This is a genomic window from Bacillus sp. EU55, assembly GCF_038005925.1.
Taxonomy (GTDB): Bacteria; Bacillota; Bacilli; order Bacillales; family Bacillaceae; genus Bacillus; species Bacillus velezensis.
The window spans coordinates 3,833,017-3,848,653 of the sequence record NZ_JBBOUE010000001.1 but is presented as its reverse complement, the minus strand read 5'-3'; the positions used below and the strand labels follow the sequence as shown (position 1 = coordinate 3,848,653).

The window sequence follows — 15,637 nt, the reverse complement described above, 5'->3', positions numbered from 1 at the left end:
GAGGCGGTTACCGGGATATTTTTATTTTGCTTAAGGCTTATGTGAAGGTGTCAGCTGTGAGCAAGTTAAACAAAAAATGATATCCTGCCTCCAGCAATGCCAAAACCGTTCGCCTCTTCACAATCATTATAAAATGTCTCTAGGAACGATCAGCAGCCCGTTAGCTGCCCCTAATTAAAGATGAGCTGTTACCACACTGTTACATTAGAACTTCCGCTGCTTTTATATCCTTCTGTCGCTAAGACTTGATAAGCCCAATTACTGCCCAGATTCATTCCATGGCTCTTCCATGCGTTAACATGATTGCTGAAAGTGATTGCAGCGTTGCTTCCGGTCGGTCTCTTCGACTGGCGAACACTCCAGTACTGCGTAAAAGTAGTGTTATCGCCATCAATGGAAGGTGCGTTATAACGTGTCGTTGTATATATGTCATATGTACCTCCATCACTCTTTACAGTACCTTTATACGTTCCGGTAGGTCTGTAAGTACCCCATGAATCCACTACATAATATTCGATGAGAGGTGCTCTCGTCCAGCCATATAAAGTCAAATATCCATTGCCATTCGGCGCCCAGACTCCGGCATTATAGTTTATTGTTCTAAATGGCGAGCCTGTAGTCCAGCCTTTACCAACAACGAAATTTCCGGTATTAGACCAATTAACACTGTAATTCCCGCCAGATCCATTGACTGCGTTGACTGTTCCGCCCCCATCAGTCCAATTTTGCCAGTAATCTGTGCCGGCTGCAGAGGCGGTTGCCGAAAACATGCTGATACTCATGAAAGCTGCCGTTAATCCAACTAAGAATTTCTTTTTAAACTTAAACATATGTTACCTCCTATACTATTTTTTCTGACTTTGACATGAGGCAGCACTCGTAAATATTTAACGAACGCCAACGCTTTTGATCGTTCCTTTCAATATAATAGCATGAATACATGAGTGAATATTAAGAACAATTGTAATTTAATTACAAAGACCCAAAAAATGTATTATAAGCGGTCTTGTTCCGCCATGGCTTTTATCCTTATTTTGCAGAATCACAATTCTTGCTTCTAAACCTGATCAGGAACAGTCGAACAATTGAGTGATTTCAGTTGAAACTCTGAGGAAAAGTTTTATTTGAAAAAACTTTTTTGAGCTGAAGCCGGAATGTCCGAAAAAATATCTGCAGACAGCGTTATTGGAAAATCCAAAGCAGAAAAACTTTACCGTTACCGAAGAAGCGGAATAAGAAAAAATCCCGGGCGGATGCGCCGGGATTTTCTTTTTAATATGTATTGGCATCAATATTATTAAACGCGTCGTCCACGATGCCGAGCGTCATGAGGATAACGAAAAGAACGATGCCGAGAACGGACAAGCCGACCGTCACAATCAGGTAGATCCCCTGCATTTTCACGAACTTTGCATAATTCTCCAGCATATGTTCCTCTGTCAGTTCATTGAACTGCTCCGCCATCTGTCCCGCTTCATTTGCCGAGCGCATCAGAAAAATGCCGGCAATGATCTGCAAAACGCCGGGAATGGCTCCGATTAAAAAGAAAAACGCGCCCGAAAGCGCCGCAAACGCGCCTATAATAATAAATAAAATACCTGTCGCTTTTCCCCACTTCGAAATAGAAATAAGCGAACGATTCACTGATTCAGGTTTCAAACTATGGCACTCCTTTACAAAAAAATACTCACTTTTCATTTATACACTATTCGGTCATTCTTTTGAATATAAAATGTGTTTTTTCGTGCCGTGTCCGTTTTTATATCAGAAAATTCCCGAGAAACACCCCGGGAATTACAAAATCGGCGACAGAAGTCTTGAAATCGATTCTTTAATGCGGATCCGCAGCGAACGCTCCTGATATTCTTCATACGTATATTTTCTGGAGACGAGCAGATCTTCTTTAAATGAGGAAATGAGTTTTTTCGCGATGGTGACGTCATAAATAAAGGCGTTGACTTCAAAATTAAGTCTGAAGCTTCTGACGTCGATATTCGCCGTACCGACGGAAGCCGTCTCATCATCGACGACAATCGTTTTTGCATGAATAAAGCCGTTATCGTAAATGTAGACTGAGGCTCCGGCTTTCAAAAGATCGCCGATGTAAGATAAAGTCGCCCAGTAAACGAAAGCGTGATCCGGCTTGTTCGGAATCATGATTTTGACGTCGATGCCTGACAGACAGGCGATCCTGAGGGCATCTAAAAGACTTGAGTCAGGAATAAAGTAAGGCGTCTGAATCAGGATCGACCGTTTGGCCGTTGAGATCATCTTGATATAGCCGTTTTTAATTTGTTCCCATTCTGAGTCCGGTCCGCTCGTGACAATCTGCATCCCGACATTGCCCTTCGGCTCGCATTCCGGAAAATGATTCGGAACGTATGTGAGCGTATGATGATGGGAGGCTTGGTTCCAATCGAGGATAAACCGTGTCTGAATGGCGTGTACCGCCGTGCCTTGAAGCCTGAGGTGCGTATCGCGCCAGTAGCCGAATTTCGGATTCAGGCCGAGATATTCATCTCCGACGTTAAAGCCGCCGACATAGCCGGTTTCGCCGTCAATGATGACGAGCTTGCGGTGATTCCGATAATTGAGCCGCAAATTAATCGGACGAAGCCTGGAAGGAAAAAAGACTTCCACATGGCCGCCGGCGTCCCGCAGCGGTTTGAAGAATTTTTTTCTGAGTGATCTTGAACCGAGTTCATCATATAACACTCTGACTTTTACGCCTTCCCGTGCTTTTTTTACTAAGGCATCGCGCAATTTTTTTCCCAGTTCATCACCTTTATAAATATAGTATTGAAGGTGAATGTGATCTTTTGCGTTGGAAATGTCCTTCATTAAGCGTTTGAACTTATCGCGCCCGTCCGTCAAAATCTCCACCGAATTATCCTCTGTAAAGACTGCGTGGTTGTTCATAACAAGCATATAGATGAGGTCTTTATTATCCACAGTCGCTCGGTTGTTAAATTGGAATTGCCTCGACTTCAGATCTTTCAGCTGAAACTTCAGCAGCTTTTCTATCCCGATTTTTTTACGGTCTTCCCATTGAAACAGATGCTTGCGTCTCAGGTTATGGCCGAATAACAGGTATAAAATAAACCCTAAAATGGGAATAAAAAAAAGAACCAAGAGCCAAGCCCATGAAGCGCTGGCATCGCGTCTTTCTTTAAAAATCATGATGACGGCCAAAAGTATATTTAAAACGAAAAAAAATCCGAATAAAATAAATGAAATGCTCACTTTGCAACCCCGCTATATCATATTTATCAAGACTGTGCCCATTAGTATTCCGACAAGTGCAGCAATCTGATTCCCATTTCAAATTATAACATTGACATTTTGAAAGAATAAAGAGCCGGAATCAAAGATGAATGCAGTTTTCTTTCAAAGAAAGTTCCGGGTGCGGTAAAATATGCATATATGAAAAAGAAGACAAAAATGACAGCAAAGGGGAGAGGGCATGAAGCTGGAGCATGCGGAACAATTGCCGGGATTCATAAAAAAAGAAATTCAGAAAATACAAATCGCCATCGCGCCGCTGATGAAAAAAAGCATCATTTACCGTTTTCTTGCTTTCCCGCTCGCCGCTTTTAGTCTGTTTCATCTGGCATCGCTTTTGATTCAGGCCCCTTCCGGGAGAGGAGCTTTCGTATCGGCCGGCATTTTTGCCCTCCTTGCGGCTCTGGGTCTTGCGTTTTTTAAGGAAGCCGGCTATCAGCGGAAACAGGTGCAAAAAACGATCCGCCTTTATATGCTGAACAGAATCAGAAAAAGCGATATTCTGTCCGAGGAACGGAAAAGCGCCTATACCCGGCTGATTGCCGAGGAGCCGTCTGCGATGAAGAGCTTTATTGAATTTTTAACGGAAGAAGACCGGAAAAAAGAAATGCTTTATTAAAAAAGAGCTGACGCGCGATCAGCTCTTTTTGTCATTCAAACACAGGGTCGTTCTCATAGTAATATGAATCAGGCGTGTCATACGTATCAGTGCTGTGATAAGCGATAATTCCGATGACAGCGAAAATGACGACTAAAATAAAAGCGAGAATGCCCAATACCACACTGGAAGCCGCGTAAAAAAACTGCATTTTGATAAATGACGCGTAATGTGCAAGCATATTTTCTTCCGCGTTTTCTTCTAGTCCTTCCTGAAGGGCGGCCGCCGCTTTTGCCGAGCGCATCAGCATGACGCCGGAAATGATGAGCAGAACCCCCGGAATGGCTCCGAGCAGCGTCACAATGGCTGACAGAGCGGAAAGAGAGCCTGTGATGATCAGAAACACGGCGGTGATCTTTCCCCATTTGGCGATGTCGGCAAGGGAACGGGCTTTTTTATTGAGCGGCTGGTTTTCGTCTTTGTCTTTATCGATGGTGATCATGACAGTTCTCTCCCTAAAATGTTCAAGTCATATCGTTTTCCGTCCATTTCGGCGATACCCGGGAATACGCCCCATTCGGTAAAACCGAATTTTTCAAACAGCTTAATGCTCGGCACATTATGTCCGAAGATAAAAGCCATCAGGCTGCGGATGCCGATTGCCGGAGCGAGTGCCAGGGCTTCTTTCAGCAGAAAGCTTCCTGCTCCTTTGCCGCGGCAATCCTGATGCAGATAGATGCTGATCTCCGCCGTTTTGTCATAGGCCGGACGGCCGTAAAACGTTTCAAAGCTGATCCAGGCCGCCACTTTGCCGGTTTCATCTTCCGCGACCATCAGCGGGCGCCGGTCCGTGTGCCGCAGAAACCAATCCATCCGGTCTTCGGGCGTCACTTCTTCCGTATCAGCCGTTACCATCCGTGAGGCAATCGTCGAGTTGTAAATGGCCACCACCGCATCTAAATCCTCCAATACGGCTTTGCGCAGGGTCAAATTCATATTCCGGGATCTCCCTTCACATTTCATTACATAAATAAGTGCAATCTGCACATACTATTTCCAAAAAAGTTTTTTATGGATGTGTATATATTTTCAGAAAAGTGTTCAGAATGTTGCTGAGGTGATGAACAAATGAGAGAGGAAGAAAAGAAAACTTCTCAAGTCAAAAAACTTCAGCGGTTTTTTCGCAAACGCTGGATATTCCCTGCAATCTACTTAGTCAGTGCGGCCGTCATTTTAACAGCTGTCCTTTGGTATCAATCCGTTTCGAATGATGTGAAGGACAATCTGACGAACAACGGCGGAAACTCCGCGTATGACAGCGGCAAAGACGATGCCGTCGAAGTAGGCAAGTCAATGGAAAACGTCGCAATGCCGGCTGCTCATTCTGAAAATGTTTCTGTTGTGAAAAAGTTTTATGAAACTGATGCCGCAAAAAAAGAGAAAGAAGCAGCACTTGTTAACTATAATAACACGTACAGCCTCAGTAAAGGAATTGACTTAGCTGAGAAAGACGGAAAATCATTTGATGTTTCTGCTTCTCTGAGCGGTACGGTTGTTAAAGCTGCTAAAGACCCGGTACTGGGGCATGTGGTTGAAATTGAACACTCAGACGGCCTGTCTACTGTCTATCAGTCTTTATCTGAAGTCAGCGTCGATCAGGGCGACAAAGTAAAGCAGAACCAGGTCATCGGTAAATCCGGAAAAAACCTTTACAGTGAAGAAAGCGGAAATCACGTGCACTTTGAAATCCGCAAGGACGGCGTAGCGATGAACCCGCTCAATTTTATGGACAAGCCGGTAACATCTATTGAAAAAGCGGCGGCTGAAGAGAAAAACGCTTTGACAGAAGAAACGGAAGGGTCAATTCAGCAGTCTTCCGAGAAAAAAGATGTGACGCCTAAAAAAGAAACCGAAGAAAAACCGGGTGACAAAGAGGACGGCACAAAAGACAAGACAGATGGTAAAGATGACGGCTCAATGAAAGATTCGGGCAAGTAATCTTGATCCCAAAGCGCCTATCAGCTCTGATAGGCGCTTTTCATATTGCCGCATGTGCCTTTATACTAGTAGAAAACGAAGGAGATGCTGAATGAATAAATGTCTGGCGGCCGGGTGGCTCGTCTTTGTTTTCGTTTCTGCTTTGACTGAAAGCTTTCACGATATGGTTGTGTCGCAGACGGTGTCCTTCCGTTTCACGCCCCATCCGGATGTGTCCGGTTTCTTTGTGTTCGATATGGCGGAGCTCGCCATACCGGAAGCGGCGATTCAAAAGCTCGGGCACGCGTTTTCATTTTTTGTGCTCGCCTATTTGTTTTTCAGAGAGCGCAGGCGCATGAAGAGGGCGGTGCTGTATGCATTGGCCGCCGCTTTCCTAACAGAAATCGTCCAGCTCTTTTTCGGCAGAAACGGATGCCTCCGCGATGTGCTGATTGACAGTCTCGGCATTGCCGCATTCTGTGCTTTACAAAGGAAAAAGCATACAGCCAAACATACAAAAACCGGCAGTCTGTGACAGACGCCGGCTTTTTTTTTATATATTATGGTTTGTCGATTTGCTTTTATGAACGATACTTTCATAGATTCGCACGATCAGATCGACAATCGGACGAAGCACATTTGAAAATCTGAACAGCAGGAATCCGACAATGAGGGAAACGATAATGCTTCCGAGCACATCGATCGGATAATGGTGGCCGACCCAAATTCTTGAGAAGCCGGTCAAAAGGCCGAAAATCACAAGCGGCCAGCCGAGTTTTTTGTTGCGGAACAGAATCGCAATTGAAATCGCCAAAGCGCCTGTCGTATGGTCACTCGGAAATGAAGCATCCGCGGCATGAGGGATCAGTGTATGAACCGTATGCTCGACAAAGGGGCGCGGCTCGATATAGATCTTCGTGATGAGGTAGTTGACGATAAGCGCCGCAACACCCGTGAAGCCCGCGTACAGGGCGTTTTGTCTGCCTTTTGTGCTTCCGAACAGCCACATGGCAAGCAGGAAAAGGGCGTAGGCGTAAATGGCGTATTCCGTTATAAATACCATGATAGAGTCGAGAATGGCGCTATGGTGCGACAAACCATTGATCGCTTTAAACAGTTCGTAATTCACAAATATCACCTTTTATCTTTATTTTATATGAACAGTGTAATGCTTTTTTCTATGAGACACAATTGGTATTAAAAATAATCATAAAAAAGTAAACAGAATGAAACGTGACTGTATTACTGTGCGTCAAGTATGCGGGAAAAGAATAGCCGAAGGAGTTTTGTCCGTTGCTGAAACGTTTGAAAAATGCCGATCTGCCGCTTGTGTTTGTCATTATGCTGCTTTGCGGATTCGGCTTGTTAATGGTGTACAGCGCCAGTGATGTGATGGGGTCTCAGCGGTACGGAGATCCATCCTATTTCTTCCACAAACAAAGTACCTCTTTACTGATCGGATTATGCTTATTTCTATTTGCCGCCTGTCTGCCGTATAAGCGGTATGCGCGGCTTGTACCGCTGTTTGTGGTCGGTTCGCTGGTATTGCTGCTGCTCGTATTGATACCGGGAATCGGGCTGGAGCGGAATTTTTCCCGCAGGTGGCTGGGAGCGGGCCCGCTTGTCGTACAGCCGTCTGAATTGGCGAAGATCGCCATGATTTTGTATTTCGCTTCGATTTATACGAAAAAGCAGCCGTACATTCATCAATTTGTGAAAGGGGTTCTGCCGCCTTTAGTGATTTTGGGGACCGCTTTTCTGCTGACATTGGCGGAGCCTGATTTAGGGACGGCTTCCTTAATCCTGGCGGCGTGCGGGTCGATTTTATTATGTGCCGGCTTGAAAAAACGCCATCTGTTCGTGCTCGGCGCGACGGCAGTGTCGGGGGTTGTTTATCTCGCATTTTCCGCTTCCTATCGTGTGAAGCGCCTCGTTTCCTTTACCAATCCGTTTGGTGACGCGAACGGGGACGGCTATCAGCTGATTCAATCCTATTTTGCTATTTCCGGAGGCGGGTTTTTCGGAAGAGGGCTTGGAAACAGTGTTGAAAAAATGAACTATCTGCCTGAGGCGCATACCGATTTCATTATGGCCGTGATCAGCGAAGAGCTGGGGATATTCGGTGTTCTGATCGTTTTGGGATTATATTTTGCGTTAATGCTTCTCGGCGTAAAAACGGCCGTGCGGGCTGATGACCCGTTCGGGAAGCTTCTTGCCATCGGAATTACGTTTCAATTAATGTTTCAGGTTGTATTGAATTTGGGAGCGATGAGCGGACTCCTCCCGGTTACGGGTGTGCCGCTTCCGTTTATCAGCTACGGCGGTTCTTCATTGATTATGACGCTGTTTTTGTGCGGCATACTGGTCAATATCAGTACATATGCGAAAAAACAACCCGTACGGCATAAGCGGCCTGTCCCGCATGAAAAAAAGGTTTCTTCTTTTTAATGAAGCCAGAAAAAACGCCCGGGACATTTCTGTTTCCGGGCGTTCTATCTGTTTATAAAGCTTCTGGTCCTTCTTCTCCGGTGCGGATATTAATCGTGTTTCCGATTTCATAGACGAATATTTTTCCGTCGCCGGGCTCTCCCGTTTTCAGCACTTTTTTCGCTGTTTCCACGACTTGATCAACGGGAACCTTGCTGACAACGATTTCCACTTTCAGCCGTTCATACACATTGCTTTCAATTTTGACTCCGCGGTACAGTTCGGTGTGGGCTTTTTGAAGGCCGCAGCCGTGTACGTTGGAGAAGGTCAGCGATGTGACTCCGATTTTACCGAGTTCCTGTTTCAATGTTTCAAACTTAGCCGGACGCGTAACGATTTCTACCTTGAACATTTGACCGCTCATCTAAGCCACTCCTCACTTTATAAGTCCTGATATGCTTTTTCCCCGTGCATCGTTAAATCAAGCCCAAGTGACTCTTCTTCTTCACTGGCGCGCAGGGGAATGAACAGACCTACAATTTTAATGATAACGAAAGTGACAATAAATACAAATACATAGGTTGCCGCAATGGCCGCAATCTGCTTCCAGAGCAGTCCCGGATCGCCGTAAAACAGCCCGTTTGCCCCGCCGTCATTGACGGAAGCGGTGGCGAATAAACCGGTCGCGATGCCGCCCCATGTCCCGCCGATCCCATGCAGTCCGAAAGCGTCAAGCGCATCATCATAACCGAAAGTCTTTTTGAGCCAATAAACGCCCCAAAAGCAGACAAGCCCGCCGATGAAACCGATTACGATGGAAGAGAACGGCGTAACGAACCCGGCAGCCGGCGTAATGGCGACAAGCCCGGCGATTGCGCCTGATACAGCGCCCAGCATGGTCGGTTTTTTATTCAGCATCCATTCGATTAAAATCCAGCCGATAATTCCGGCTGCAGCCGCGGTGTTTGTGTTAATGAAGGCAAACATCGCGATACTGTCGAGCGTGAGGGCGCTGCCGACATTGAAGCCGAACCATCCGAACCAGATGAGCGCTCCGCCCAAGAACGTGTAAATTAAGTTGTGAGGCGAAGCCGCCGTGCCGTCCTTGCGTTTCCCGAGCACAATCGCCAGCACAAGCCCGGCGACTCCGGAAGAAATGTGAACGACGTTTCCGCCTGCGAAGTCAAGAGCGCCCATTTGGCCGATCCAGCCGCCGCCCCATACCCAGTGCGCAACGGGCGTATATACGAGGGAAGCCCACAAAAAGGAAAATACAAGAAAAGCACTGAATCTCATGCGTTCAGCAAATGCTCCGGAAATAATGGCCGTCGTCAGTACGGCAAACGTCATTTGGAACATCATGAACAAGGAATGCGGGATCGTATCACTGTAGCTTCCGGGTTCAAAGCCGACCCCCTTCAGCCCGGCCCATTCAATCCCGCCAAGCCATGTATTGCCGGGGGCAAAAGCAAGTGAATATCCGTACAAAACCCAAACGACGGATACGATGGCGAGAGAAGAAAAACTATGCATCGCCGTGCTGAGCACGTTTTTGCTTTTTACCATTCCGCCGTAAAACAAAGCCAGCCCGGGGGTCATCAGCCACACGAGTAAAGCGCAAAAGAACATAAATACTGTATCGCCCATCTGCATGTTGTATTCCTCCGTCTCATTCAGAATGTAATTGTGATTAATTCATTATTATAGAGAAAAAAGAACGATAAAACATTTTCATGTAAGGTTATCTGACATGGTTTTTTGCGTTCATAATGCTGCTTTTTCAAATGGGTGTCGTGCGACTTTATATCCATAAAAAGAGCGCCGGAGCACGGCGGAAGAAATCCTGTCCGGGAAAGAGTAAAATAAACGGGGTGAGAAACACTAACTGCATCAGGAGGAATCATTATGACAACATCATTGAATCTGCAATTTGAAAAAACGGCTTTGGTCATTATTGATTTACAAAAAGGCATTGTGCCGATGGATAAAAGCGGTACCGTTGTGCCGAACGCGAAAAAATTAATTGATGTGTTCCGGGAAAAAGGCGGATTTATCAGCTTTGTGAACGTGGATTTTCATGACGGAGCGGATGCGCTGAAGCCGCTGACGGATGAAGAGGCGGCGGGCCATTCGGCCCCGCCGGCGGATTGGGCTGAATTTGTGCCTGACATCGGAGTGAAAGAAAACGATTATACGGTAACAAAACGGCAGTGGGGCGCGTTTTTCGGCACGGACCTGGATCTTCAGCTCAGAAGACGGGGAATCGACACGATTGTGTTATGCGGGATTGCGACAAACATCGGTGTGGAAAGCACGGCGCGAGAAGCTTTTCAGCTCGGGTATCAGCAAGTTTTCGTAACTGACGCGATGGCGACATTCAGCGATGAACAGCATGAAGCGACACTCAAGTTTATCTTCCCGAAAATCGGCAGAAGCCGGACGACGGAAGAATTTATCGCACAGACAAAATGACAATCTCCAAAAAAAGCCGCGTCCTGTTCTTGACGGCCGTGGCTTCGGGGACGATGCTGAACCCATTGAACTCGTCGATGATTTCTCTTGCGCTTCACAGTATTCAGCATGAATTTCACCTGTCGTTTACAACGGTGTCCTGGCTGATATCGTCCTTTTATCTGGCCAGCGCGGTGGCGCAGCCTGTTACCGGGAAGCTCGGTGATATGCTCGGCAGGAAGAAGCTGTTTTTGATCGGGCTTCTGCTTGTTGCCGTCTCAGCGGTCGGCGCGCCGTTTGCGCCGACTTTTATGACTTTGCTGATCATGCGTCTTTTTCAATCGATCGGAAGCAGCGCGATATATCCGTCCGGCGTCGGATTGATCCGTTCAAATATACGGGAGAAGCAGGCTTCGGCGCTGGCCGTCCTGTCAATCTTTGCATCAGCCATGACGGCGCTCGGTCCGACTCTCGGCGGTTTTCTGATCGTTTGGGGAGGGTGGCCGGCAATCTTTTTCGTCAATCTGCCGTTTATCATTCTCAGCTTTTTTCTCGGAATGTATATGTTTCCGAAAGATGAAAAACGCGAGATCGGCGGCTTGAAAGGTGTGCTCCGCCAGCTTGATACGATCGGGATACTCCTGTTTGCCGGAGCGATTATCCTTCTCCTGTCGTTTTTATTGTCCTTCAGTACGAAGCCTCACTATACAGAAGGCGTATTCGGGCTTTTGTTTGTCGGGCTGTTTATCTGGCGTGAGCTGAAAACAGAGAAGCCGTTTATTGATGTCAGGCTGTTTAAAACGCATCGGAAACTATCGTCGGTGTATATTCAATTTATTTTGCTGAATATATTCTTTTACTGCATCTTTTTCGGGCTTCCGAGCTATTTTCAGGATGAAATGCATTTGTCCGTTCAGACAAGCGGGTTGATTATGCTGTTTATGTCGGGCATGAGTATTCTGGTGTCACCTCTGACCGGAAAATGGATAGATAAGAAAGGGCTTCTTCAGCCGATTGTTGCCGGAACCTGTCTGACCGCGATCGGGGCGGTGCTGTTAACGTTTTTCTTTCTTCAGTCGCCCATGATAGGAAAAGGGCTGATCCTGTCCGTGCTGGGTGTCGGCTACGGCTTCGGAAATGTCACGTTTCAGGCGGCCATGCTGAAAACGAGCCCCGCCGACATGGTCGGAACAACGTCCGGCCTGTTTCAGACCTGCCGGTATCTCGGTTCGATTTTGTCTTCTGTCATTTTGGGCATTCTTTTCGGAAAAGAAATTACCGCCGGCCATTTTCATATGCTTGGGACGATTCTTATCGTTGTCGGCGCTGTAAGCCTTTTGATGGCGTTCCGGTTTTCGGTTCTCCTCAAAAAAGCCTCTTAACAGGCGCAACAAAAAGAGACGGGCTCTCCCCGTCTCTTTTTTTGTGTAATGTGCTCAAAAATCAAAACGATTATTGTCGACAGCGACCAATGTTATTTACGGAATTTTCAGTTATATTTTTTCACATGTGATGTAAGGAAAACGTACATGCGGGAGGGAGAAAATGACAAAAACAACGAGTGATCGGCTAAGCAACAAAGATTTACTGCCTTTAGAAGACGGCGAACGGACATGGAAAGCGGTTAATTTTGCATCCATCTGGATGGGCTGTATTCATAATATCCCGACCTATGCGACTGTGGGCGGGCTCATTGCGATCGGTCTTTCTCCGTGGCAGGTGCTCGCCATTATCGTGACGGCGTCACTCATTTTGTTCGCAGCTTTGGCCTTGAACGGCCATGCCGGAACGAAATACGGCCTGCCTTTTCCGGTCATTATCAGGGCTTCTTACGGAATATACGGCGCAAACATTCCGGCGCTTCTCAGGGCGTTTACGGCCATTATGTGGCTCGGAATTCAAACATTTGCCGGGAGCACAGCTTTACACATTCTGCTGCTGAACATATGGCCGGGCTGGGGAAGCCTCGGCGGAGATTGGAATATACTCGGACTTCATCTGCCGGGCTTTCTGTCGTTTATTTTCTTTTGGGGCATTCATCTGCTTGTGCTGCGGCACGGCATGGAATCAATCAAAAAATTTGAAGTATGGGCGGGCCCGCTTGTTTATCTCGTATTCGGCGGCATGGTCTGGTGGGCGATAGATATTGCCGGCGGGCTCGGTCCGATTTACTCACAGCCGGGAAAATTTCATACCTTTTCTGAAACGTTTTGGCCGTTTGCAGCCGGAGTAACGGGCATTATCGGAATATGGGCGACGCTGATTCTGAATATCCCTGACTTCACCCGATTCGCCGCGTCGCAAAAAGAACAGATTCGCGGCCAGTTTTACGGCCTGCCGGGAACGTTTGCGCTGTTCGCGTTTGCGAGCATTACAGTGACATCCGGATCACAGGTAGCATTCGGAGAACCGATTTGGGATGTGGTGGAGATTTTGGCCCGGTTTGATAATCCTTTCGTTATCGCTCTTTCGGTCATCACACTTTGCATCGCCGCCGTTTCGGTTAACGTGGCGGCAAACATCGTGTCACCGGCCTATGACTTGGCGAATGTCCTGCCGAAGTATATTACATTCAGGAGGGGAGGGTATTTGACCGCCGTTTTGGCTCTGTTCACAATACCGTGGAAGCTGATGGAGAGCGCCACGAATGTTTATGCGTTTCTCGGACTCATCGGCGGGATGCTCGGACCGGTGGCCGGGGTGATGATGGCTGATTATTTTATCATCAGAAAAAGGCAGCTCTCAGTTGAAGACCTTTATTCGGAAACCGGACAGTACACTTATTACAAAGGCTATAATTACCGGGCCTTTGCCGCGACTTTTCTCGGCGCGTTTATTTCTTTAATCGGGATGTACGTCCCGGCGTTCGCCGGCATCTATGATATTTCCTGGTTTGCGGGTGTCATTTTGTCGTGTCTCGGTTATTCGGCGCTTATGTATATTCATCCTCCTTATGCAAAAGCGGAGGGACGAATCGTGCGGGAAAGAGCGGCCGAATAAAAAAAGCCGGGGGCTGCCCCCGGCTTTTTGTCATATCAGTCTGCGATTGAAACGTTTCCGTCCGCTTCAAGCGGCGTTCTTTTTTTCTGGCTCCAGCCATACAGGAGCAAAGCAATCAGGACGAACAGCCCCGCGGCCAGATAAATCGAATGGAATCCGGCGGAAGCGACGAAGAGGCCGAATACATATGACCCGCCGGCAATCCCGCTGTCAAAGAAAGTGAAGAAGGTAGCCGTCGCAAAGCCTGAACGGTGTCCGGGCGAGTTCTGAATCGCCAGCGTCTGCATACAAGGTACGATAGAGCCGTATCCGAGGCCGATTACGGCACCGGACAAGAGAAGCATGAGGGCGCTGTTTGTCATCGCCAGCATGCAAAGCCCCGCGGAGAACACGATAATCGACGGATAGATGACGATTCCCGGCCCCACTCTGTCAAACAGCTTTCCTGTGAAAGGACGTGCGGCCATCATCGTCACGGCGAAACAGACGAAGAAATAGCCGCTGACATCCAACAGGTGGATCGTCTTTGCATAAACGGATAAATATGAAGTCACACTTGAATAACAGAAAGAAATGGACAACCCGACAATCGCGATTTTAAGCGCGCCTTTTTCAAACATGTCGGAGAAAGAAAAACGGAAGACAGTCGTTCCGCTGTTGTTTTGATCCGGCACACGAATCATAAAAGCAATCAGCAAGCCTAAAGAAACAAATACGGCAAAAAGCGTAAAGAACACCGGGAACGATATGACTTTCACAAGGCTCAGTCCGAGAAACGGACCGATCGCCATGGCAAGGTTCATAGACATCGCGAAATAACCGAGTCCCTCACCGCGCCGCTTGGCGGGAATAAGGTCAGCGGCAATTGCGCCCGTGACCGTCGTTAAAATGCTGAACCAGATGCCTTGGAAAAAACGCAGTCCGAGCAGCAGATAGAAATTGTGTATCGGCAAATACAGATAAGAAGACAGGGCGAACAGCGCCAGAGATACAATCGTCATTCTTTTCTTGCCGAACCGTTCAATAATCGCCCCTGAAAAAGGACGGGTGATAATAGCAGATAACAGGAACAGGCTGATCAAAAGCCCTCCTTGCGATTCACTGCCGCCAAGCTCCTGAATCATATAGATAGGCAGCACGGCCAAAAATGTATAAAAGAACACAAAGACAAATAAATTTACGAGTACGACCATAATAAAATCTTTGGTCCAGATCGAGTCAGATTTACTCAAAAGTACAGCACTTCCCTTTCTTTATTATTTCATTAAAAACACATTCAGAAACTCAGAAAAAGCTTCCTTATCTCCATCTTGGAAATCCGCAAGCATGTCTTCCTCGAACTTCAGCATCTCTTGATTGATGCTGTTGTATTTCAATTCAGCTTCCTTCGTCAGGACGACGAGCTTTTCCCGCTTGTCTTCTCCCTGTTCCCGCTGAATCCAGCCGTTTTCTTCAAGGCGTTTGATCGTTCTGGTAACGGTCGGCGCCTCTACGTTCAGATAGGACCAGATTTCTTTTTGGGTCATCGGCCCGATCGTTTTTAAGCAATATAGGATTGACCATTGAGAGGAGTACAGGCCGAATGGTTCCAGCCGTTCATTGGCTTTCTTCGTAATCAGGCGGGCGCATTGATTGATTTGATGAATGAGGCGTCTGTTGACGTGGATCATTTCCGTTCTCCTTTTCAAAAAACTTACCTAAGTAACTAATTGTGCTGTTTCATTCTACAGCAGGATCGCGCGGATGTAAACCCCCCGTTCAAAAAGCAGAAAATTATGACCCGCCCCTTGTCCTTATTGAGTTTTTAGCATATTCCCAATTCATTGCTAATACACTGTTACAAACCTATCAAAGAGAGTGTTTGAGGTGAGGGATCGTGGGCATATTTCTAAAACCTTCTTA

At 47.0% G+C, this 15,637-nt stretch carries 17 protein-coding genes; 7 read left to right on the top strand and 10 right to left on the bottom strand.

Going from position 1 to position 15,637, the window contains the following annotated elements:
* Positions 1-188: 188 nt before the first annotated feature.
* From xynA to cls, 3 genes are all read right to left on the bottom strand, one after another.
* Positions 189-830, bottom strand: coding sequence for an endo-1,4-beta-xylanase XynA (gene xynA, locus NYE50_RS19635; protein ID WP_007407578.1), 642 nt, complete (start codon positions 828-830; stop codon positions 189-191).
* A gap of 442 nt (positions 831-1,272) precedes the next feature.
* Positions 1,273-1,659 carry a DUF5362 family protein gene (locus tag NYE50_RS19630; RefSeq protein ID WP_022553912.1) on the bottom strand — a complete coding sequence of 129 codons (387 nt, stop codon included), beginning with the start codon at positions 1,657-1,659 and terminating at the stop codon, positions 1,273-1,275.
* A gap of 135 nt (positions 1,660-1,794) precedes the next feature.
* Positions 1,795-3,243 (bottom strand): cardiolipin synthase, encoded by a 1,449-nt coding sequence (gene cls / locus NYE50_RS19625; protein ID WP_003151210.1) that lies wholly within the window; start codon positions 3,241-3,243, stop codon positions 1,795-1,797.
* Between the two features lie 220 nt (positions 3,244-3,463).
* On the opposite strand from cls, the gene NYE50_RS19620 reads away from it, so the two are divergent.
* Positions 3,464-3,901 carry a DUF5392 family protein gene (locus NYE50_RS19620; protein WP_159353534.1) on the top strand — a complete coding sequence of 146 codons (438 nt, stop codon included), beginning with the start codon at positions 3,464-3,466 and terminating at the stop codon, positions 3,899-3,901.
* 31 nt (positions 3,902-3,932) lie between these two features.
* On the opposite strand, the gene NYE50_RS19615 is transcribed toward NYE50_RS19620, so the two are convergent.
* Positions 3,933-4,382, bottom strand: a complete 450-nt coding sequence (locus NYE50_RS19615; protein ID WP_007407573.1) for a DUF5362 family protein — start codon at positions 4,380-4,382, stop codon at positions 3,933-3,935.
* A complete protein-coding gene (locus NYE50_RS19610; protein ID WP_089072492.1) occupies positions 4,379-4,870 on the bottom strand; it encodes a GNAT family N-acetyltransferase in 492 nt (163 codons plus the stop codon). The genes NYE50_RS19615 and NYE50_RS19610 overlap by 4 nt, the downstream gene beginning before the upstream one ends.
* 138 nt (positions 4,871-5,008) lie before the next feature.
* On the opposite strand from NYE50_RS19610, the gene NYE50_RS19605 reads away from it, so the two are divergent.
* Both NYE50_RS19605 and NYE50_RS19600 read left to right on the top strand, forming a co-directional pair.
* Positions 5,009-5,878: a M23 family metallopeptidase gene (locus NYE50_RS19605; RefSeq protein ID WP_022553911.1), complete on the top strand. Its 870-nt coding sequence runs from the start codon at positions 5,009-5,011 to the stop codon at positions 5,876-5,878.
* A 91-nt stretch (positions 5,879-5,969) separates the two neighbouring features.
* Positions 5,970-6,392, top strand: a complete 423-nt coding sequence (locus NYE50_RS19600) for a VanZ family protein (protein WP_015418403.1) — start codon at positions 5,970-5,972, stop codon at positions 6,390-6,392.
* Between the two features lie 18 nt (positions 6,393-6,410).
* On the opposite strand, the gene NYE50_RS19595 is transcribed toward NYE50_RS19600, so the two are convergent.
* The gene (locus NYE50_RS19595) at positions 6,411-6,986 is read right to left on the bottom strand and encodes an undecaprenyl-diphosphatase (RefSeq protein WP_159353533.1); all 576 of its coding nucleotides are present in this window, start codon (positions 6,984-6,986) and stop codon (positions 6,411-6,413) included.
* 164 nt (positions 6,987-7,150) lie between these two features.
* Here NYE50_RS19595 and ftsW point away from each other — a divergent pair, with 164 nt between their 5' ends.
* Positions 7,151-8,305, top strand: coding sequence for a putative lipid II flippase FtsW (ftsW, locus tag NYE50_RS19590; protein WP_015418402.1), 1,155 nt, complete (start codon positions 7,151-7,153; stop codon positions 8,303-8,305).
* A 52-nt stretch (positions 8,306-8,357) separates the two neighbouring features.
* Here the strand turns inward: ftsW and NYE50_RS19585 are convergent, their stop codons facing one another.
* Both NYE50_RS19585 and NYE50_RS19580 read right to left on the bottom strand, forming a co-directional pair.
* The gene (locus tag NYE50_RS19585) at positions 8,358-8,708 is read right to left on the bottom strand and encodes a P-II family nitrogen regulator (RefSeq protein WP_014419080.1); all 351 of its coding nucleotides are present in this window, start codon (positions 8,706-8,708) and stop codon (positions 8,358-8,360) included.
* Positions 8,709-8,725: 17 nt separating this feature from the next.
* Positions 8,726-9,937: an ammonium transporter gene (locus tag NYE50_RS19580; protein WP_025285402.1), complete on the bottom strand. Its 1,212-nt coding sequence runs from the start codon at positions 9,935-9,937 to the stop codon at positions 8,726-8,728.
* A gap of 252 nt (positions 9,938-10,189) precedes the next feature.
* On the opposite strand from NYE50_RS19580, the gene NYE50_RS19575 reads away from it, so the two are divergent.
* The 3 genes from NYE50_RS19575 to NYE50_RS19565 all read left to right on the top strand — a co-directional run bounded on the left by NYE50_RS19575 (position 10,190) and on the right by NYE50_RS19565 (position 13,735).
* A complete protein-coding gene (locus NYE50_RS19575; RefSeq protein ID WP_159353532.1) occupies positions 10,190-10,756 on the top strand; it encodes an isochorismatase family protein in 567 nt (188 codons plus the stop codon).
* Entirely contained in the window at positions 10,753-12,117 is a 1,365-nt protein-coding gene (locus NYE50_RS19570; protein ID WP_159353531.1) for an MFS transporter, read from the top strand. Before NYE50_RS19575 ends, NYE50_RS19570 begins: the two co-directional genes overlap by 4 nt.
* Positions 12,118-12,280: 163 nt before the next feature.
* A complete protein-coding gene (locus NYE50_RS19565; protein ID WP_224988321.1) occupies positions 12,281-13,735 on the top strand; it encodes an NCS1 family nucleobase:cation symporter-1 in 1,455 nt (484 codons plus the stop codon).
* Between the two features lie 35 nt (positions 13,736-13,770).
* Here NYE50_RS19565 and NYE50_RS19560 read toward each other — a convergent pair whose 3' ends face one another.
* Together NYE50_RS19560 and NYE50_RS19555 are read right to left on the bottom strand one after the other, a co-directional pair.
* A complete protein-coding gene (locus NYE50_RS19560) occupies positions 13,771-14,967 on the bottom strand; it encodes an MFS transporter (RefSeq protein ID WP_024085905.1) in 1,197 nt (398 codons plus the stop codon).
* A 24-nt stretch (positions 14,968-14,991) separates the two neighbouring features.
* Positions 14,992-15,405 carry a MarR family winged helix-turn-helix transcriptional regulator gene (locus NYE50_RS19555; protein ID WP_159353529.1) on the bottom strand — a complete coding sequence of 138 codons (414 nt, stop codon included), beginning with the start codon at positions 15,403-15,405 and terminating at the stop codon, positions 14,992-14,994.
* Positions 15,406-15,637 lie beyond the last annotated feature (232 nt).